Below are 19,128 nucleotides of genomic sequence, written 5' to 3'. Positions count from 1 at the left end.
GAGCGGACCGGGCTCCGTGACCCGCACTCGGGGGGTCGGGCGTGCATGACCCTGAGAAGGCGTTCGGTGGAAGCACCGAGCGCGGTTCAGCGGCACTCCCGACGACGGGCGGTCGCCATGGCGATGTGATGAGTGTGCCGCCGATTCCGGCCGGCATCACCCACGTTGCTCTCGGAAGGAGCACCATGTCCAGCACCACCATCGGCACCGGTCGCGTCGCGACCGGGGCCGGGCTCGACTCGATCCTCGACCGCGCGAACGCCGCCCAGGCAGTCGTCCAGCGCTTCCTCGCCCGCGCAGGCGTCCCCGCGCTCCGAGTCTCGCTCGGCCTCGTCTTCCTCGTCTTCGGCGTGTTGAAGTTCTTCCCGGGCATGAGCCCCGTCGAGGCACTCGTGACCCGCACCTGGAACGCGCTGTCGTTCGGCCTGGTCGACGGCTATGCGGCACTCGCGCTGACGGCCTCGCTCGAGGTGTTCGTCGGCATCACGCTCGCGACCGGCCTGCTGCTCCGCATCGGCCTGCTCGCCCTCGCGGTGACGTTCGTCGGCGTGTTCTCGCCGCTCGTGTTCTTCGCCGGCGAGCTCTTCACCGCTGCCGGTCCCACGCTCACGGCGCAGTACATCCTGAAGGACGTCGTGCTCGTGGCCGCGGCCATGGTGATCGCGGCGAAGGCGTTCAGTCGACCGATCCGGTGACCTCGTGCGTTCGGCCCGTCTCGCCGACGACCCCCTCCGCTCGCGGCAGGGGGTCGTTCGCGTCATCGGCCCGCGGCGCCCACGCGGCGAGCACGGCACCTTCGAGCGCCAGCCCGACGAGACTGCCGTGCGGCCAGTAGGTGAGCAGCACGGTCGAGCCGACGAGGACGGGCAGCGTCGCGGCGAGGAGCCATCGTTCCCACCCGGGGATGCCGACGCCACGCGGCGCGGCGGCCGCCGTGACGATCGCCCAGACGCCGATCGCCAGGAGCACGAACAGTTCGCCGCCCCAGATCCCGTGCAGCGGGGCCTCGGTCGGGTGGTTCAGGTATGACAGCACGGTGACGACGCCGCCGGCGAGCACGAGCCAGCCCAGCACGCGCCCGCTCCACCCGAGCGCCGCGAGCGCGGGCCCGGTGGCGATCCAGACGAGCACGAACGACGCGGATGCCGCGGCCCCGAACACGAGGTAGAAATCGTGCAGGCCGGCCGCATGCAACGACGCCCTGATGCCGTCGTAGACCGGCAGCTCGTCGAGCGCACCGAGCCAGGCGGGGATGTACACGCCCGACCAGACGGCCTGCTGCGGCGCGAGCAGGAAGAACGCCCAGACCGCGGCGAGGAGCGCGCACGCGACCGCCCACGGGCGGGACGGGTGTGCACGCATGGCGGAACGCTACCGGCCGACGCCATCGCTCCGGCAGCCCCCGGTCGTGGGACACGATAGGCTTGACCGACGTTGACAACCTTTAAGGCCGTCCTGTGAGGCGGAGAAGGGAGTCGTTTGATGGCACGTGCCGTGCTCAGTCAAGCTGACATCTCGCGGGCGCTGACCCGCATTTCGCACGAGATCCTCGAATCCAATCGCGGGAGTTCCGATCTCGTCATCCTCGGCATCCCGACCAGGGGCGTGATCCTCGCCCGTCGCATCGCCGAGACCATCGCCCGCATCGAACCCGATGCCGCACCGCCGCAGGCGGGAGCGCTCGACGTCACGATGTACCGCGACGACCTCACTCGCACCCGCACGCGCACGCCGCAGCCGACGGAGCTGCCGCCCGGCGGCATCGACGGCAAGACCGTCGTGCTCGTCGACGACGTGCTGTATTCGGGTCGCACGATCCGAGCCGCGTTCGATGCGCTGAGCGATCTCGGCCGTGCCCGGGCCGTTCGCCTCGCAGTGCTCGTCGACCGCGGCCACCGCGAGTTCCCGATCCGGGCGGACTTCGTCGGCAAGAACCTGCCGAGCTCGGCTCGTGAGCGCATCAATGTGCGCCTGACGGAGATCGACGGCGACGACGCCGTCGCGATCGACGACGGCGCGGCGACCGAGGGCGGCGAGGCCTGATGCGCCACCTCCTGAGCACGCGCGAGCTCTCCCGCGAGCAGGCGATCGAACTCCTCGACATCGCGGAGGACATGGCCGCCGTGCAGGAGCGCGAGGTCAAGAAGCTCCCGACACTGCGCGGCAAGACGGTCGTGAACCTCTTCTTCGAGGACTCCACTCGCACTCGCATCTCGTTCGAGGCGGCCGCCAAGCGCCTCTCGGCCGACGTCATCAACTTCAGCGCCAAGGGATCGAGCGTCTCGAAGGGCGAGAGCCTGAAGGACACGGCGCAGACCCTGCAGGCGATGGGCGCCGACGGCGTGGTGATCCGTCACCACGCCTCGGGTGCGCCGTACACGCTCGCGACGAGCGGATGGATCGACGCCGGCGTCGTCAACGCCGGCGACGGCACGCACGAGCACCCCACGCAGGCGCTGCTCGACGCCTTCACGATGCGTCGGCGGCTGCACGGCGCGGCATCCAGGGGGCGCGACCTCGACGGTGTGCACGTCGTCATCGTCGGCGACGTGCTGCACTCCCGAGTCGCGCGATCGAACGTCTGGCTGCTCGCGACCCTCGGCGCGGAGGTCGAACTCGTCGCCCCGCCGACCCTCGTGCCGGTCGACACCAGTTCGTGGCCGGCGCGCGTCGGCTACGACCTCGACGCCGCGCTCAGCGGCACACCCGACGTCGTCATGATGCTGCGCATCCAGGCCGAGCGCATGCACGCGGCGTTCTTCCCGAACAGCCGCGAGTACGCGCGCACCTGGGGTCTCGACGATGCCAGGTTCGACGCGCTGCCCCCCAGTACGATGGTGATGCACCCCGGCCCGATGAATCGCGGGCTCGAGATCGCCGCCCGCGCAGCCGACTCCCAGCAGTCGACGGTGCGCGAGCAGGTTGCGAACGGAGTTTCAGTGAGAATGGCCGCCCTCTATCTGTTGATGTCCGGCGAACGGGGGGACGCCTGATGAGCGAGCGTTTCCTGATCACCGGCGCCACCCTCCCGGGCGGCGAACGGGCCGACATCCTGCTCGACGGCGGCATCATCGCCGGCGTCGGCAGCATCGCGGATGCCTCGGGTGCGACGGTCGTCGACGCCGACGGGCTCATCGCCCTCCCTGGACTGGTCGACCTGCACACGCACCTCCGCGAGCCCGGCTACGAGCAGAGCGAGACCGTGCTGACCGGCACGCAGGCCGCGGCCGCAGGCGGCTTCACGGCGGTGTTCGCCATGGCGAACACGTTCCCCGTCGCCGACACGGCGGGCGTCGTCGAGCAGGAGGCGAGCCTCGGGCGCGCCGCCGGCTACGCGACGGTGCAGCCGATCGGCGCCGTCACCGTCGGACTCAAGGGCGAACAGCTCGCGGAGCTCGGCGCCATGGCGCGCTCGAGGGCGAACGTGCGGGTGTTCTCCGACGACGGCTTCTGCGTCTCCGACCCGCTGCTCATGCGCCGCGCACTCGAGTACGTCAAGGCCTTCGACGGCGTCATCGCCCAGCACGCACAGGAGCCCCGGCTCACCGAAGGCGCGCAGATGAACGAGGGCGCCCTCTCCGGCGAACTCGGCCTGACCGGCTGGCCGGCCGTCGCCGAGGAGTCGATCATCGCCCGCGACGTGCTGCTCGCCGAGCACGTGGGCTCGCGCCTGCACGTGTGCCACGTCTCCACGGCCGGATCCGTCGAGGTGATCCGCTGGGCGAAGGCCCGCGGCATCGACGTGACCGCCGAGGTGACGCCTCACCACCTGCTCCTCACCGAAGACCTCATCGCCGGCTACGACCCCCGGTACAAGGTCAATCCGCCGCTCCGCCGTGCCGAAGACGTCGAGGCGCTGCGCGCCGCCCTCGCCGACGGCACGATCGACATCGTCGCCACCGACCACGCTCCGCACCCGGTCGAGGCGAAGGAGAGCGAGTGGCAGGCCGCCGCGAACGGCATGGTCGGACTCGAGTCCGCCCTCGCCGTCGTGCACGCCGCCGTCGTCGAGACGGGCTTCCTGAGCTGGGCGGATGTCGCGCGCGTGATGTCGTCGACTCCCGCCCGCATCGGCCGGCTGACCGGGCACGGCGAGTCGATCGCCGTCGGTGCCGCTCCCGAGCTGACGCTCTACGACCCCGCGGCTGCTGCTGAATTCGACCTCGACCGGCTCGCCGGCCGCAGCGCCAACTCGCCCTACCTCGGTCGTCGCCTGCCCGGGCGCGTCGTCGCGACCTTCCACGGCGGCTACCCGACCTTCATCCACGGGGCGGTGCGCCCGCACGACGAGGTCGCCCGCAACGCGGCATCCGCTCAGGGGGTCGCACGTGGATAAGGTGATCGGCACCATCGTCGCCGTCGCGATCGTCGCACTCGTCGGTTGGCTCATGTACCGCTCGTGGAAGCGGCGAACCGTGCGCGACGAGTCGCTCGGGTCGTACCCGGTTCCCGCCGAGCACGGCGCGCCGGTGATCGACGCCGAGGTGCTCTACGTGGCGACCACCCCGCTCGGCGAACCCCTCGAACGACTCGCGGTGCACGGGCTCGCATTCCGCGGCTCCGGCCATGTCGAAGTGCTCGCCGAGGGCGTGATCCTCCGCATCGCGGGGGAGTCGCTGACCTTCATCCCGGCCGATCGCCTCGTCGGTGCGCAGCTCGCGAGCTACGCCATCGACCGAGGCGTCGAGCCCGAGGGCCTCGTCGCCCTCACCTGGATCGCCCAGGAACGGGGAACGGCCGAACGCACCGAACCCCGGGTCGACAGCTACGTGCGAGCCCGGTACCCGGGCGACCCGGCCAGGATCATCCAGGCGGTCAACGACATCGCCGCAGCGCCGGCCGCGCCGCGGCCGGAACAGGACATCGCCGCAGCGCCATCCGCGCCGCGGTCGGAGCAGGACATCGCCGCAGCGCCAGTCGCGCCGCGGCCAGAGCAGGAGAGTGAGGCCTCGAATGACTGAGACCCCCGCCGGCACGAGCGAATCCGCCGTGCTCGTCCTCGAAGACGGACGCCGTTACGAAGGTCGCGCGTACGGTGCGCGCGGCCGCACCCTCGGCGAGGCCGTCTTCGCCACCGGCATGACCGGCTACCAGGAGACACTGACCGACCCGTCGTACGCCGGTCAGATCGTCATGATGACCGCGCCGCACATCGGCAACACGGGCATGAACGACGACGACATGGAGTCCGCCCGCATCTGGGTCGCCGGGTTCATCGTGCGCGACCCCTCGCGAGTCGTCTCGAACTTCCGCTCGCAGCGGAGCCTCGACGACGACCTCGCGGACTCGGGCGTCGTCGGCATCAGCGGCATCGACACGCGAGCGCTCACGCGACACCTCCGCTCGGCCGGCGCCATGCGCGCCGGCATCTTCTCCGGTGACGACGCGCTCCTCACGCCGGGTGAGCAGCTCGACCTCGTGCAGAGCGGCGCCGCGATGGCCGGCGCGAACCTGTCGGGCGCGGTCTCGACCGCGGAGCCCTACACGCTGCCGGCCGAGGGCGAACGCGTCGGATCCGTCGCGGTGCTCGACCTCGGCGTGAAGACCTCGACGCTGAAGTACCTCGCCGAGCGCGGCTTCGACGTGCACGTCGTGCCGCAGTCGATCACGGCCGAAGAGGTGCTCGCCCTCGAGCCCGACGCGCTGTTCTTCTCGAACGGGCCCGGCGACCCCGCGGCATCCGACCGGCATGTCGAACTGCTGCGCACGACGCTCCGCGAGGGGCTGCCCTACTTCGGCATCTGCTTCGGCAACCAGCTGCTCGGCCGGGCACTCGGCTTCGGCACCTACAAGCTGCCCTTCGGCCACCGCGGCATCAACCAGCCGGTGCTCGACAAGGTCACCGGTCGCGTCGAGATCACGGCGCACAACCACGGCTTCGCCGTGGACGCCCCGATCGACCGCGTGAGCGACTCGACCGAGGGCTTCGGCCGCGTCGAGGTCAGTCACTACGGCCTCAACGACAACGTGGTCGAGGGACTCAACTGCCTCGACATCCCCGCGTTCAGCGTGCAGTACCACCCCGAGTCGGCGGCCGGCCCGCACGACGCGAACTACCTCTTCGACCGATTCCGCGACATGGTGATCGCGAACACGACGACGAGCACCGCGACCGAAGGAAGCAACGAGTAATGCCCAAGCGCGACGACATCAACAGCGTCCTCGTCATCGGATCCGGTCCGATCGTCATCGGACAGGCCGCCGAGTTCGACTACTCGGGCACTCAGGCGTGCCGCGTGCTCCGCGAGGAGGGCGTGCGGGTCATCCTCGTGAACCCGAACCCCGCGACGATCATGACCGACCCCGACTTCGCCGACGCGACGTACATCGAGCCGATCACGCCCGAGATCATCGAGTCGATCATCATCAAGGAGAAGCCCGACGCGGTGCTCCCGACGCTCGGCGGCCAGACGGCGCTGAACGCCGCCATCGCGCTCCACGACGCGGGCATCCTCGAGAAGCACGGCGTCGAGCTCATCGGCGCGAAGGTCGACGCCATCCGCAAGGGCGAGGACCGCCAGCTCTTCAAGGACCTCGTGATCGAGGCCGGCGCGGGTGTCGCCAAGTCGCACGTCGCGAAGACGCTCGAAGAGGCCAAGGAGTTCGCCCTCGACCTCGGCTACCCGCTCGTGGTGCGCCCGTCGTTCACGATGGGCGGCCTCGGCTCGGGCTTCGCGTACACCGAGGAAGACCTCGTGCGCATCGTCACCCAGGGCCTGCACGACTCGCCCACGACCGAGGTGCTCCTCGAGGAGTCGATCCTCGGCTGGAAGGAGTACGAGCTCGAGCTCATGCGCGACACCACCGACAACACGGTGGTCGTCTGCTCGATCGAGAACGTCGACCCCGTCGGCGTGCACACCGGCGACTCGATCACCGTGGCGCCCGCACTGACGCTGACCGACCGCGAGTACCAGCACCTGCGCGACATCGGCATCGACATCATCCGCGCAGTGGGCGTCGACACCGGCGGCTGCAACATCCAGTTCGCGATCGACCCCGCCGACGGCCGCGTCATCGTCATCGAGATGAACCCGCGCGTCTCCCGCTCGAGCGCCCTCGCCTCGAAGGCCACCGGCTTCCCGATCGCGAAGATCGCCGCGAAGCTCGCCATCGGCTACCGCCTCGACGAGATCCCGAACGACATCACCCGGGTCACCCCGGCGTCGTTCGAGCCGACGCTCGACTACGTCGTCGTCAAGGTGCCCCGGTTCGCGTTCGAGAAGTTCCCTGCCGCCGACCCCACCCTCACGACGACCATGAAGTCGGTCGGCGAGGCGATGGCGATCGGCCGCAACTACGCGACCGCGCTGCAGAAGGCGCTCCGCTCGCTCGAGAAGCGCGGCTCCTCGTTCCACTGGGGCGAAGAGGACCGCTCGATCGAGGAACTCCTCGAGGTGGCCTCCGTGCCGACCGACGGACGCATCGTCGTCGTGCAGCAGGCGCTCCGCAAGGGCGCCACGATCGAGCAGCTCTTCGAGTCGACCAAGATCGACCCGTGGTTCCTCGACCAGATCGTGCTCATCAACGAGGTCGCCGAGACCGTCGCCTCGGCCGAGAACCTCGACACCGAACTCCTGCTGCTCGCGAAGGACCACGGCTTCTCCGACGCGCAGATCGGCCAGCTCCGCGGCTTCGGCGAGGCCGACGCCCGCGAGGTGCGCCACATCCTCGGCATCCGCCCGGTCTACAAGACCGTCGACACGTGCGCGGGGGAGTTCCCGGCGCTCACGCCGTACCACTACTCGAGCTACGACGTCGAGACCGAGGTGGAGCCGAGCGACCGCCGCAAGGTCGTCATCCTCGGCTCGGGCCCGAACCGCATCGGCCAGGGCGTCGAGTTCGACTACTCCTGCGTGCACGCCTCGTTCGCCCTCTCGGCGGCGGGCTTCGAGACGATCATGATCAACTGCAACCCCGAGACGGTCTCGACCGACTACGACACGAGCGACCGGCTCTACTTCGAGCCGCTCACGCTCGAGGACGTGCTCGAGGTCATCCACGCCGAGTCGCAGTCGGGCGAGCTCGTGGGCGTCGTCGTGCAGCTCGGCGGCCAGACGGCGCTCGGGCTCGCCAAGGGCCTCGAGGCCGCCGGCATCCCGATCCTCGGAACGACCCCCGATGCGATCGACCTCGCCGAAGAGCGCGGTCTCTTCTCCGGCATCCTCGACGCCGCGGGCCTCCTCGCACCGAAGAACGGCACTGCGACCGACCTCGCCGGCGCCGTGCACGTCGCAGAGGGCATCGGCTACCCGGTGCTCGTGCGTCCGAGTTACGTGCTCGGCGGACGTGGCATGGAGATCGTCTACGACTCGCCGTCGCTGGCCGACTACTTCGCACGCATCGAGGGCCAGGGCATCGTCGGTCCGACGCATCCGCTGCTCGTCGACCGCTTCCTCGACGACGCGATCGAGATCGACGTCGACGCGCTGTACGACGGCACCGACCTCTACATCGGCGGCGTCATGGAGCACATCGAGGAGGCCGGCATCCACTCCGGTGACTCGAGCTGCACCCTGCCGCCCGTGACCCTCGGCCGCGCCGAGGTCGACCGGGTCCGCGAGGCGACTCGCGCCATCGCCGAGGGCATCGGAGTGCGGGGCCTGCTGAACGTGCAGTTCGCGATCGGCGCCGGCGTGCTCTACGTGCTCGAGGCCAACCCTCGTGCCAGCCGTACTGTGCCCTTCGTCTCGAAGGCGCTCGGCATCCCGCTCGCGAAGGCCGCCTCGCGCATCATGGTCGGCGCGACGGTCGCCGAGCTCATCGACGAGGGCCTGCTGCCCGCCTCCGACGGATCGCGGGTGCCGTTCGACGCGCCCGTCGCCGTCAAGGAGGCCGTGCTGCCGTTCAGCCGCTTCCGCACCCGCGAGGGCATCATCGTCGACTCCGTGCTCGGCCCCGAGATGCGCTCGACCGGCGAGGTCATGGGCATCGACAAGGACTTCCCGACCGCGTTCGCGAAGAGCCAGCTCGCAGCCTACGGCGGCATGCCCACCTCGGGCACGGTGTTCGTCTCGGTCTCCGACCGCGACAAGCGCGCGATCATCCTCCCGGTGCTCCGCCTGCAGCAGCTCGGCTACGACATCGCCGCGACCGAGGGCACCGCAGAGGTGCTGCGTCGCAACGGCATCCGCGCCCAGGAGGTGCTGAAGTTCAGCGAGAAGACGAGCGCCGACGCGGCATCCGTCGTCGAACTCATCCACCGCGGTGAGGTCGACGTCGTCGTGAACACGCCAAGCGGGCGTTCGTCGCGCGCTGATGGCTACGAGATCCGCGCGGCCGCGGTGGCCGCCGACATCCCGCTGTTCACGACCATCGCCGAGCTCTCGGCGGCCGTGGCGTCGCTCGACGTGCAGCGCGAGGGCTTCGAGGTCACGAGCCTGCAGGAGTACGCACTCCGCCGGGAGGCTCGCGCATGACCGACGTGACACCGTTCGGCGACCGGCTGGAAGCCGTCTTCGCGGCGTACGGCCGGCTCTGCGTCGGCATCGACCCGCACGCGTCGCTGCTCGACCAGTGGGGTCTTCCCGACTCTCCCGAAGGCCTCCGCGAATTCGGCCTGCGCACGGTCGACGCCGCCGCTGGGCGCGTCGGTGTCGTGAAGCCCCAGGTGGCGTTCTTCGAGCGGCATGGTGCCGCGGGCTATGCGGCGCTCGAGCGCGTGCTGGCCGAGGCCCGCGACGCCGGACTGCTCGTGATCGCCGACGTGAAGCGCGGCGACATCGGTTCGAGCGTCGAAGCCTACGGTCAGGCGTGGTTGACGCCGGGCTCGAGTCTCGAGGCCGACGCGATGACGATCAGCGCATATCAGGGGCTCGGCTCGATCGCGGGCGTGCTCGAGGCTGCAGAGCGCGCCGGAAAGGGTGCGTTCGTGCTGGCCGCGACGTCGAACCCCGAGGCCGCCGCCATCCAGCGCGCCGTGCTGCAGCAGTCGAGCCGCGCCGGCTCCACAGTCGCGCAGGCCATCACGACCGGGGTCGTCGCCTGGAACCAGGGGCGATCGGATGCCGCGGACCGGGCACTCGGCTCGGTCGGTGTCGTGCTCGGCGCGACGATCGACCTGCGCAGCTCGGGCATCGAGCTCGACATCGATCCGCCGCGGCCCGGGCTGCCGGTGCTGGCACCCGGATTCGGTCATCAGGGCGCCGAGCTCCGCGACCTCCGGGCGATCTTCGGATCGCTCGCCGCCGGCGTCATCGTGAGTGAGTCGCGGTCGATCCTCGGCGCGGGGCCCGATGGCCTCACCGAGGCCATCACGCGCCGCGTCGGCGAAGTGGGGGCGACGAGTGTCTGAGCAGACGACCGTCTCCGGAGCCACGCGCCCCTCGCCGCCCGACGTCGATCGCGTCGCAGCATCCCGTGCCGCCGTGGCGGCCCGCCGTGCCCGCGCGACCGTCAAGTCCGCGATCGCAGCCGGTTCGCGGAGCCCGCTCGACGTGCTGCGCGAGGCCTTCGAATCGCCCGAGGGCGTCGAAGGGCGCCTCCGCGTCACCGAGTTCCTCACCTCGATCCCCGCGATCGGGCAGACGAAGTCCGCGCGCATCATGGAGGAGCTCGAGATCTCGCCGTCGAAGCGGCTCGGCGGCCTCGGCCGGCTGCAGCGCCGACGTCTTCGCGAGTTCCTCGCGGACTGGGTCGCCGCGCACGGCGGCACGGGCGACCGCCTCGTCGTGCTCGCCGGGCCGACCGCCGTTGGCAAGGGCACCGTCGCCGAGTACATCCGGCGCCACCACCCCGATGTGCGACTCTCGGTGTCGGCGACGACGCGCCAGCCGCGACCCGGCGAGGTCGAGGGTGAGAGCTACTTCTTCGTCGATGACGCCGAGTTCGATCGCATGGTCGAGGCCGGTGAGCTGCTCGAGTGGGCGACCGTGCACAATGCGTCGCGCTACGGCACGCCGCGCAAGGCGGTCGAAGAGGCCATCGCCGCGGGTAACAGCGTGCTGCTCGAGATCGACATCCAGGGTGCGCGGTCGGTTCGCCGAGCCGCCCCCGAGGCGACGCTCGTCTTCCTGCTGCCGCCGAGCTGGGACGAACTCGTGCGCCGACTCGTCGGCCGCGGCACCGAGAGCCCGGCCGAGCAGCAGCGCAGACTCGAGACCGCGAAGGTCGAACTGGCCGCCGTCGAGGAGTTCGATCACCAGGTCGTGAACCACGACGTCGCCGAAGCAGCTCAAGAGGTCGTAGACTTGATGAGATCTCGCAAGGGTCGGCGTTGAGCTGCCCTCGACACGAATTTCCGCGCGCTGCGGGTGCGCACCCACGATCTAAGGAGTCATTCCATGGCTGAGAAGCTGTCCGGCATCATCGATCCGCCCATCGACGACCTGCTCTCGAAGGTCGACTCGAAGTACCAGCTGGTCATCTTCGCGTCCAAGCGCGCGCGCCAGATCAACGACTACTACGCCGACCTGCACGAGGGAAGCCTCTTCGACAACGTCGGCCCGCTCGTGGACTCCTCGATCGACGACAAGCCGCTGTCGGTCGCGATGCACGAGATCAACGAAGACAAGCTCCGGCTCCGCCCGATCGCCGAGTGATCCGGAGGGCCGGATGACTCGGCTCAACATCGTCGTCGGCATCACCGGCGGCATCGCCGCGTACAAGGCCGTCGGCGTCGTGCGCGCGCTCGTGCTCGCCGGCCACGACGTGCACGTCGTGCCGACCGAGGGCGCGCTGCGCTTCGTCGGTCGGCCGACACTCGAGGCGATCTCGCGCAACCCGGTGCACACCGAGCTGTACGAGGGCGTCGCCGAGGTACGGCACGTGGCCATCGGCCAGGCCGCCGACTTGATCGTCATCGCCCCGGCGACCGCGAACTCGATCGCGAAGCTCGCGACGGGCCTCGCCGACGACCTTCTCGGCAACACCCTGCTCGCGAGCGAGGCGCCCGTCGTCATCGCTCCGGCCATGCACACCGAGATGTGGCGGCACCCGGCCACCCAGGCGAACGTCGAGACGCTCCGTTCGCGGGGCGTCACGATCGTGGGCCCCGCCGTCGGGCAGCTCACGGGTGCCGACAGCGGCCCCGGCCGCATGGAGGAGCCCGACGAGATCGTGCGTGCAGCGCTCGAACGCGTGCTCGGCGACGGCACGGCCGCCGAGGCATCCGGTGATCGCGGCGACCTCGCGGGCCGCCGTGTCGTGGTCAGCGCAGGCGGCACTCGCGAACCCCTCGATCCCGTGCGATTCCTCGGCAACCGCTCGAGCGGCAAGCAGGGCATCGCGATCGCCGAAGCGGCTCGCGAGCGAGGCGCGCAGGTCACCCTCATCGCCGCGAACCTCGAGGTCGCCGAGCCCGAGGGCTGCGACATCCGACGCGTCTCGACCGCGCTCGAGCTGCAGGCGGCGGTGACCGAGGCCGCGCAGGGGGCCGACGTCGTCGTGATGGCCGCGGCCGTCGCCGACTACCGTCCCGCGAGCGTGAGCGAAGGCAAGATCAAGAAGGACCAGAGCGACGACGGGCTGACGCTCGAACTCGTGCGCAACCCCGACATCCTCGCGGGCCTCGGCCATGCGCCGCACCCGGGCACGCTGCTCGTCGGCTTCGCCGCAGAGACCGAGCCCGACGACGACCGCCTCATCGCACTCGGCCGTGCCAAGCGCGAGGCGAAGGGCGCCGACCTGCTCGTCGTCAATCGCGTGGGCTGGAACGAGGGCTTCGCGAGCGACGAGAACCGGGTCGTCGTGATCGGCCGAGACGGCGGCGTCGTCACACGAGCACACGGAACGAAACAGTCGGTGGCGCATGACATCCTCGATGTGGTGGTCACGGAAGTGACCGCAGTCACCACCGCGACGATCTCGAAGGAACACGAGCCCACCACATGAGCGCACTCCGCCGCTTCACGTCCGAGTCCGTCACTGAAGGCCACCCCGACAAGCTCTGCGACCAGATCTCCGACTCGATCCTCGATGCGCTCCTGCGTGAGGATCCCCACAGCCGGGTCGCCGTCGAGACCCTCGTGACGACCGGGCTCGTACATGTCGCGGGCGAGGTCACGACCAGCGGCTACGTCGAGATCCCGGCGATCGTGCGCGAGCGGGTCACCTCGATCGGCTACGACTCGTCCGACGCGTGGTTCGACGGGCGCTCGTGCGGTGTCTCGGTCTCGATCGGCGGTCAGTCGCCCGACATCGCCCAGGGCGTCGACCACGCGTTCGAAGCGCGTGAGCGATCGAGCGAAGATGCGCTCGACATGCAGGGGGCCGGCGACCAGGGCATCATGTTCGGCTATGCCACGCGCGAGACCCCTGAGCTCATGCCGGTGCCGATCTGGCTTGCACACCGCCTCGCGGAGCGGCTCTCCGCCGTGCGCAAGAGCGGCGAACTCGACTACCTCCGCCCCGATGGCAAGACCCAGGTCACGATCGGCTACGAGGGCCAGGTGCCGAAGACGGTCGAGACCGTCGTGCTCTCGACGCAGCACACGCTCGCAGTGTCGACGGAGCAGCTCCGTGCAGAGGTCGAGGAGCTCGTGATCCGACCGGTGCTCGACACCGTCGAGCTGGCCCGCCCCGACCTCGACGTGCTCATCAACCCGACCGGCAGGTTCGAGATCGGCGGCCCGCAGGGCGACGCCGGCCTCACCGGCCGCAAGATCATCATCGACACGTACGGCGGCGCGAGCCGGCACGGCGGCGGCGCGTTCAGCGGCAAGGACCCGTCGAAGGTCGACCGCTCGGCGGCGTACGCGATGCGCTGGGTCGCGAAGAACGCCGTCGCGGCGGGTCTCGCCGACCGCCTCGAGCTGCAGGTGGCCTATGCCATCGGCAAGGCGGCTCCCGTCGGACTCTACGTCGAGACCTTCGGCACCGGGGCGCTGCCCGACGAGCAGATCACGGCTGCGATCCGCGAGGTGTTCGACCTGCGACCCGCCGCGATCATCCGCGACCTCGACCTGCTGCGTCCGATCTACGCCCAGACCGCGAGCTACGGCCACTTCGGCCGTGAGCTGCCCGACTTCACGTGGGAGCGCCTCGACCGCGTCGACGACCTCCGCTCCGCTGCCGGGCTCTGACGTGGGAGGCGGCACCGTCGCCCGCGTGCTCGTCGACTCGCCGCTGCCGCAACTCGATCAGCTGTTCGACTACGCCGTGCCCGAACGGCTGCGTGACGCCGCCGTCGCCGGTGTGCGTGTGCGCGTGCCGCTTCGGTCGGGCGGGCGCATCGCCAACGGGTGGCTCGTCGAGATCGCGTCGTCGAGCGAGTTCGAGGGGCGCCTGAGCGAACTCGAAGACGTCGTCTCCGAGGTGCCGCTGCTGACTCCCGAGGTGTGGGCGCTCGCGCGAGCCGCCGCCGATCGCGCGGCCGGCAACGCCGGCGACATCCTCCGCGTCGCGATTCCGAGCCGCTACGTGCGCGCCGAACGGGCGTGGCGGGCGGCCGAGCCCGATCCGGGCGAGCTTCCCGCGCCCGCCGCGGCGATTCCCGGGTACGAGCCTGGACGCATCGAGTCGGGCATCGACGCAGGCGAGCGGATGGCGCTTGCCGCCGATCCCCGCCCGGTGCTGCTCTCGTCGGGTGAGTGGGTCGGTGCGTGGGCCGCGACGCTCGCGGCGGCCGCTGCGCACACCCTCGCGGCCGACCGCTCGAGCCTCATCATCGTTCCCGACTACCGCGATCAGGAGCAGTTGCAGGCGGCCCTCGCCGATCGTGTCGACCCGCGACGGGTGCTCCGCACCGACGCACGGCAGACGGGCGGCGAGCGGTTCCGCGCGTTCCTCGACGCCACGGGCGCCGACGCGCGCGTCGTCATCGGAAATCGCTCCACCGTGTACGCGCCGGCGTCGCGGCTCGGCCTCATCGCGATCTGGGACGACGGGGACTCGCTCCAGAACGAGCAGCTCGCCCCGGGCGTCCACCCCCGCGACGCCGCGCTCATCAGGCAGGAGCAGTCGGGCGCCGCCCTGCTCTTCCTCGGGCACAGCCGAAGCGTCGAGGTCGAACGACTCGTCGAGATCGGATGGGTGCACGACGTGCCCGCGGTCAGGCATGTGCGGCCCAAGGTCATCCCGACCGAGCAGCAGGCATCGCCCGAACCCGGCTCCGCACGCATCCCGTCGAGCGCCTGGCGCGCCGCGCAGCAGGCGATCCTCGAGGGGCCGGTGCTCGTGCAGGTGGCGCGTCCCGGGCACGCACCGATGCTCACGTGCGACCGCTGCCGTGAACCGGCGCGGTGCGCGGCCTGCGGCGGCGCCCTGGTCATTCCGCGCAGCGGCGGCGATCCGCGATGCGTGCTGTGCGGCACGAGCGCGAGCACCTGGCGGTGCCCGGTGTGCGAGGCAACGAAGCTGCGAGCAGCGACGGTCGGGGCGAGCCGCACCGCCGAAGAACTCGGTCGCGCGTTCCCGAAGGCCCGTGTCATCCTCTCCGACGGCGAACGGCCGGTGCTGCAGGTCGGCGCCGAGCCGGCACTCGTCGTCGCGACCCGCGGCGCCGAGCCCATCGCCGAGGGCGGCTACCGAGCGGTGCTCCTCCTCGACGGCGAGCGGATGCTGCTGCGCGAGTCCCTTCGCGTGGCAGAAGACTGTCTGCGCTGGTGGGCCAACGCCGCGGCGCTCGCGGCTCCCGGTTCGCCGATCTACCTCGTCGGGGTGGCGGGCGCGCTCGCGCAGTCGCTGACGTCGTGGCGGCTCGCCGAGTGGGCGAGCGGCGAACTCGCGAGTCGCCGAGCGCTGCGGTTCCCACCGGCGGTGCGCGTGGCGAGCGTGACGGCAGCGCCCGCCCTGGTCGCGAGAGCGCTCGATGCGGCACGGGATGCCGCTCAGGGCGTCGACTCGCTCGGCCCCGTGCCGGCCGATGAGGGACTCGAACGCGGCATCGTGCGGTTCGACTACGCCGCCGGAGGCGCGGTCGCCAAGGCGCTGCGTGCCGAGATGATCCGCGTCGCGACCGAGCGACGTCGCCCGGTCGCCGGGCAGCCGCCGAAGCGCCCTGCGGTGCTCCGCGTGCGCTTCGACGACCCCGAGGTCCCGTAGCGGCGCTCCCGTCGGCGACAATGGAGTGTGCAGAAGCTCCGCATCGTCTTCGCCGGCACTCCTGCCGTCGCCGTCCCGTCGCTCGACCGTCTCGCGACGAGCGGCCATGATCTCGTCGGCGTCGTCACGCGGCAGCCGGCTCCGCTCGGTCGCAAGCGCGTGCTGACGCCGTCACCCGTCGCGGAGGCCGCGGCCCGGCACGGCGTGCCGCTCATCGAGGCGAACCGGCTCGATGCCGACGCGACGGCCCGCATCGGCGCGCTCGAACCCGATCTCGGCGTCATCGTCGCCTACGGCGGCCTCGTGCGCGAGCCCCTGCTCTCGACGCCGGTGCACGGCTGGATCAACCTGCACTTCTCGCTGCTGCCCGCCTGGCGTGGAGCCGCTCCGGTGCAGCACTCGCTCATCGCGGGCGACACCGTCGCCGGCGCGTCCGTGTTCCAGCTCGTGCCCGAGCTCGATGCCGGTGACGTGTACGCGGAGCTGCGGCATCCGCTGCAGGGCGACGAGACGGCCGGTGCGCTGCTCGACGAACTCGCCGTCTCGGGCGCAGGGCTGCTCGCCGAGGTGGTCGAGGCGATCGCCGACGGTTCGGCGCGCGCCGTGCCGCAGACCGGAGCGCCGAGCCTCGCCCCGAAGCTGTCGATCGACGACGCCCGTCTCGACTGGTCGAAGCCGGCGGATGAGGTGCGCGCCCGGTTCCGCGGTGTGACGCCCGAGCCCGGCGCGTGGACGACGATCGACGAGCAGCGGGTCAAGCTCCTCGACCTCGGTACCCCGGCCGACGGCGACGGGGTGTCGGCGCCCCCGCTCGCCCCCGGCGAGCTCGGGTTCTCGTCACGCCGCGTGCTCATCGGCACCGGCACGACCCCGCTCGAGCTGCGCCGGGTGCAACCGGCCGGCAAACCGGCGATGGACGCCGGCGACTGGTGGCGCGGCTCCGGCCGCACCACGGCGGTGGCACGATGAGCGGCGGTCACGGCGGTCGCGGCGGAAGCAGCGGCGGTCAGCGTCGCAGCGGCGGGGGAGCCTCCGCTCGCCCGGCGCCTGCCCGCATCGCCCCCGCGCGCATCGTCGCCGTCGAGGTGCTCGAGGCCGTGCGCGCCGACGAGGCCTACGCGAACCTCCTGCTGCCCACTCGCATCCGCCGCGCCGGCCTCGATCGTGCTGATGCCGCCTTCGCGACCGAGCTCACCTACGGCACGCTCCGCATGCAGGGCTTCTACGACCGGGTGATCGAGCTCGCGGCGAACCGTCCGGCGTCCGCGATCGACCCCGCGGTGCTCGACGTGCTCCGGCTCGGCGCGCACCAGCTCCTGGCGACGCGCGTCGCCACTCACGCGGCAGTCAACGAGCAGGTCGAGCTCGCCCGTCGCGTCGCCCCCAAGGCCGCAGGATTCGCGAACGCGGTGCTCCGCACGATCTCCCGTAGTTCTCCAGATGAGTGGCGCTCACTCGTCGCCGAGGGGGCACGCGGTGACGACGCTCGTCTCGCCGCCGTCACGAGCCACCCCGAGTGGATCGTGCGGGCGCTCCGGACCGCCCTCGAGCACGAGGGCCGGGCCGATGAGCTCGCGCAGCTCCTCGACGCCGACAACGCCTCGCCGCGCGTCAATCTCGCCGTGCTGCCGGGTCTCGACGTCGACACCGACGGCATCGAGGGTCTCGAGCCCGACCGGTTCTCGCCGATCGGCGCGGTCGCTGCCGATCCGATCGCAGCGGCCGAACGCTCGGGCGGGCGCATCCGCGTGCAGGACGAGGGCTCCCAACTCGCGGCGCTCGCCCTCAGCCGAGCCGAGCCGGCGCGGCCGGGGGAGCGCTGGCTCGACCTCTGCGCGGGCCCGGGCGGCAAGACGGCAGTGCTCGCGGCCGAGGCGCTCGCGGGCGGCGCGCTGCTCGCGGCGAACGAGACGGTTCCCGCTCGCGCCGAACTCGTGCGCAACGCGATCACCGGCGTGCCGCTCGACGTCGAGGTGCACGTCGGCGACGGCCGGCAGCTCGACGTCGGGGCGCTCGGCGCACCAGGGGGCTTCGACCGCATCCTGCTCGATGCGCCGTGCACCGGGCTCGGCGCACTGCGTCGTCGCCCCGAGGCGCGGTGGCGGAAGGCCCCGTCGGATGTCGCCGAGCTCACCAAGCTCCAGGGGCAGTTGTTCGACAGCGCCTTCGCCGCGCTCGCGCCCGGCGGCATCCTCGCCTACGTCACGTGCTCGCCGCACACCGCCGAGACCCACGGCACCCTCGCGGCGGCGCTCCGCCGCGCCGGCGACGCGGCCGAGCAGCTCGACACGCGCTCCGTGATCGACGGGGTGTCGCGGCATCCGCTCGACCTCGCGGGCGCACCCGAGACGGTGCAGCTCTGGCCGCACCGACACGGCACCGACGCGATGTTCATCGCACTCGTGCGGAAGCGCGCCTGAGCGAACGGCTCGCCGATGACGCTCGATAGGGTGGCTGCATGACGACGCGGATCAACCCGAGCATCCTCGCTGCCGACTTCGCGAACCTCGAGCACGAGCTCGGGCGCATCGCGAGCGCCGACCTCGTGCACGTCGACGTGATGGACAACCATTTCGTGCCGAACCTGACGTTCGGCCCGCAGATGGTCGGGCGCCTGCAGGAGGTCAGCCCGATCCCGCTCGACGTGCACCTCATGATCTCGGACGTCGATCGCTGGGCACCGGGCTATGCCGAGCTCGGCGCGTTCTCGGTCACCTTCCACGCCGAGGCGACCGACGAGCCGGTGGCGCTCGCGCGCCGGCTCCGCGAGATCGGCGCACGCGCGGGCATCGCGCTGAAGCCCGGCACCGATGTCGAGCCGTACCTCGAGCTGCTGCCCGAGTTCGACCAGGTGCTCGTGATGACCGTCGAGCCCGGCTTCGGCGGCCAGTCGTTCATGCCCGAGACGATGCCGAAGCTCGAGCGGCTCTCGCGCGTCGTGCGTGAGACCGGTCTCGACGTCTGGCTCCAGGTCGACGGCGGCATCGCGCTCGACACGATCAGCATCGCCGCCGAGGCCGGCGCGAACACCTTCGTGGCAGGGTCGGCGGTCTTCGGGGCCGACGTGCCCGCCGAACGCATCGCCGCCCTTCGTGACGCCGCGAGCGCCCACCGGCACTGACCCGGGGTGCTTCGTGACGTCGCGGT

17 protein-coding genes are annotated in these 19,128 nt (G+C 71.2%); 16 read left to right on the top strand and 1 reads right to left on the bottom strand.

Annotated features, from left to right (window positions below; translation table 11 throughout):
* Window positions 1-185: 185 nt before the first annotated feature.
* Window positions 186-695 (top strand): DoxX family membrane protein, encoded by a 510-nt coding sequence (locus ACFCVM_RS02275; protein WP_375833352.1) that lies wholly within the window; start codon window positions 186-188, stop codon window positions 693-695.
* On the opposite strand, the gene ACFCVM_RS02270 is transcribed toward ACFCVM_RS02275, so the two are convergent.
* Window positions 676-1,362: a hypothetical protein gene (locus ACFCVM_RS02270; RefSeq protein ID WP_375833349.1), complete on the bottom strand. Its 687-nt coding sequence runs from the start codon at window positions 1,360-1,362 to the stop codon at window positions 676-678. The two genes, ACFCVM_RS02275 and ACFCVM_RS02270, sit on opposite strands and share 20 nt — an antisense overlap.
* A 117-nt stretch (window positions 1,363-1,479) precedes the next feature.
* On the opposite strand from ACFCVM_RS02270, the gene pyrR reads away from it, so the two are divergent.
* The 15 genes from pyrR to rpe all read left to right on the top strand — a co-directional run bounded on the left by pyrR (window position 1,480) and on the right by rpe (window position 19,102).
* Entirely contained in the window at window positions 1,480-2,043 is a 564-nt protein-coding gene (gene pyrR, locus ACFCVM_RS02265; RefSeq protein WP_375833347.1) for a bifunctional pyr operon transcriptional regulator/uracil phosphoribosyltransferase PyrR, read from the top strand.
* Entirely contained in the window at window positions 2,043-2,993 is a 951-nt protein-coding gene (locus ACFCVM_RS02260) for an aspartate carbamoyltransferase catalytic subunit (RefSeq protein ID WP_375833345.1), read from the top strand. The genes pyrR and ACFCVM_RS02260 overlap by 1 nt, the downstream gene beginning before the upstream one ends.
* Window positions 2,993-4,336 (top strand): dihydroorotase, encoded by a 1,344-nt coding sequence (locus ACFCVM_RS02255; RefSeq protein ID WP_375833343.1) that lies wholly within the window; start codon window positions 2,993-2,995, stop codon window positions 4,334-4,336. Before ACFCVM_RS02260 ends, ACFCVM_RS02255 begins: the two co-directional genes overlap by 1 nt.
* Entirely contained in the window at window positions 4,329-4,961 is a 633-nt protein-coding gene (locus ACFCVM_RS02250) for a hypothetical protein (RefSeq protein ID WP_375833340.1), read from the top strand. Before ACFCVM_RS02255 ends, ACFCVM_RS02250 begins: the two co-directional genes overlap by 8 nt.
* Window positions 4,954-6,132, top strand: a complete 1,179-nt coding sequence (gene carA, locus ACFCVM_RS02245) for a glutamine-hydrolyzing carbamoyl-phosphate synthase small subunit (RefSeq protein ID WP_375833337.1) — start codon at window positions 4,954-4,956, stop codon at window positions 6,130-6,132. Before ACFCVM_RS02250 ends, carA begins: the two co-directional genes overlap by 8 nt.
* Window positions 6,132-9,419, top strand: coding sequence for a carbamoyl-phosphate synthase large subunit (carB, locus tag ACFCVM_RS02240; RefSeq protein ID WP_375833334.1), 3,288 nt, complete (start codon window positions 6,132-6,134; stop codon window positions 9,417-9,419). Before carA ends, carB begins: the two co-directional genes overlap by 1 nt.
* Window positions 9,416-10,294, top strand: a complete 879-nt coding sequence (gene pyrF, locus ACFCVM_RS02235; RefSeq protein WP_375833332.1) for an orotidine-5'-phosphate decarboxylase — start codon at window positions 9,416-9,418, stop codon at window positions 10,292-10,294. Before carB ends, pyrF begins: the two co-directional genes overlap by 4 nt.
* Window positions 10,287-11,219: a guanylate kinase gene (gmk, locus tag ACFCVM_RS02230; protein ID WP_375833330.1), complete on the top strand. Its 933-nt coding sequence runs from the start codon at window positions 10,287-10,289 to the stop codon at window positions 11,217-11,219. Before pyrF ends, gmk begins: the two co-directional genes overlap by 8 nt.
* Window positions 11,220-11,282: 63 nt before the next feature.
* The gene (rpoZ, locus tag ACFCVM_RS02225) at window positions 11,283-11,540 is read left to right on the top strand and encodes a DNA-directed RNA polymerase subunit omega (protein WP_056009287.1); all 258 of its coding nucleotides are present in this window, start codon (window positions 11,283-11,285) and stop codon (window positions 11,538-11,540) included.
* Between the two features lie 13 nt (window positions 11,541-11,553).
* On the top strand, window positions 11,554-12,831 hold the full coding sequence (coaBC, locus tag ACFCVM_RS02220) for a bifunctional phosphopantothenoylcysteine decarboxylase/phosphopantothenate--cysteine ligase CoaBC (RefSeq protein ID WP_375833327.1): 1,278 nt from the start codon (window positions 11,554-11,556) through the stop codon (window positions 12,829-12,831).
* A complete protein-coding gene (gene metK / locus ACFCVM_RS02215; protein WP_375833324.1) occupies window positions 12,828-14,021 on the top strand; it encodes a methionine adenosyltransferase in 1,194 nt (397 codons plus the stop codon). The genes coaBC and metK overlap by 4 nt, the downstream gene beginning before the upstream one ends.
* A gap of 1 nt (window position 14,022) precedes the next feature.
* A complete protein-coding gene (locus ACFCVM_RS02210; protein WP_375833321.1) occupies window positions 14,023-15,981 on the top strand; it encodes a primosomal protein N' in 1,959 nt (652 codons plus the stop codon).
* Window positions 15,982-16,008: 27 nt separating this feature from the next.
* Window positions 16,009-16,950, top strand: coding sequence for a methionyl-tRNA formyltransferase (gene fmt, locus ACFCVM_RS02205; RefSeq protein ID WP_375833319.1), 942 nt, complete (start codon window positions 16,009-16,011; stop codon window positions 16,948-16,950).
* Window positions 16,947-18,401, top strand: coding sequence for an RsmB/NOP family class I SAM-dependent RNA methyltransferase (locus tag ACFCVM_RS02200; RefSeq protein ID WP_375833316.1), 1,455 nt, complete (start codon window positions 16,947-16,949; stop codon window positions 18,399-18,401). The genes fmt and ACFCVM_RS02200 overlap by 4 nt, the downstream gene beginning before the upstream one ends.
* A gap of 38 nt (window positions 18,402-18,439) precedes the next feature.
* Window positions 18,440-19,102: a ribulose-phosphate 3-epimerase gene (gene rpe / locus ACFCVM_RS02195; RefSeq protein ID WP_375833313.1), complete on the top strand. Its 663-nt coding sequence runs from the start codon at window positions 18,440-18,442 to the stop codon at window positions 19,100-19,102.
* Window positions 19,103-19,128 lie beyond the last annotated feature (26 nt).

Origin of the sequence: Agromyces sp. NPDC056389, from assembly GCF_042262385.1 — a bacterium.
Lineage (GTDB): Bacteria > Actinomycetota > Actinomycetes > Actinomycetales > Microbacteriaceae > Agromyces.
This window is presented reverse-complemented; position numbering and strand designations above follow the sequence as displayed.

Coding starts and splice junctions, on each gene's coding strand:
- ACFCVM_RS02275 (WP_375833352.1), top strand. CDS start 186: ATGTCCAGCACCACCATCGGCACCGGTCGCGTCGCGACCGGGGCCGGG.
- ACFCVM_RS02270 (WP_375833349.1), bottom strand. CDS start 1,362: ATGCGTGCACACCCGTCCCGCCCGTGGGCGGTCGCGTGCGCGCTCCTC.
- ACFCVM_RS02260 (WP_375833345.1), top strand. CDS start 2,043: ATGCGCCACCTCCTGAGCACGCGCGAGCTCTCCCGCGAGCAGGCGATC.
- ACFCVM_RS02255 (WP_375833343.1), top strand. CDS start 2,993: ATGAGCGAGCGTTTCCTGATCACCGGCGCCACCCTCCCGGGCGGCGAA.
- carA (WP_375833337.1), top strand. CDS start 4,954: ATGACTGAGACCCCCGCCGGCACGAGCGAATCCGCCGTGCTCGTCCTC.
- carB (WP_375833334.1), top strand. CDS start 6,132: ATGCCCAAGCGCGACGACATCAACAGCGTCCTCGTCATCGGATCCGGT.
- pyrF (WP_375833332.1), top strand. CDS start 9,416: ATGACCGACGTGACACCGTTCGGCGACCGGCTGGAAGCCGTCTTCGCG.
- rpoZ (WP_056009287.1), top strand. CDS start 11,283: ATGGCTGAGAAGCTGTCCGGCATCATCGATCCGCCCATCGACGACCTG.
- coaBC (WP_375833327.1), top strand. CDS start 11,554: ATGACTCGGCTCAACATCGTCGTCGGCATCACCGGCGGCATCGCCGCG.
- metK (WP_375833324.1), top strand. CDS start 12,828: ATGAGCGCACTCCGCCGCTTCACGTCCGAGTCCGTCACTGAAGGCCAC.
- ACFCVM_RS02200 (WP_375833316.1), top strand. CDS start 16,947: ATGAGCGGCGGTCACGGCGGTCGCGGCGGAAGCAGCGGCGGTCAGCGT.
- rpe (WP_375833313.1), top strand. CDS start 18,440: ATGACGACGCGGATCAACCCGAGCATCCTCGCTGCCGACTTCGCGAAC.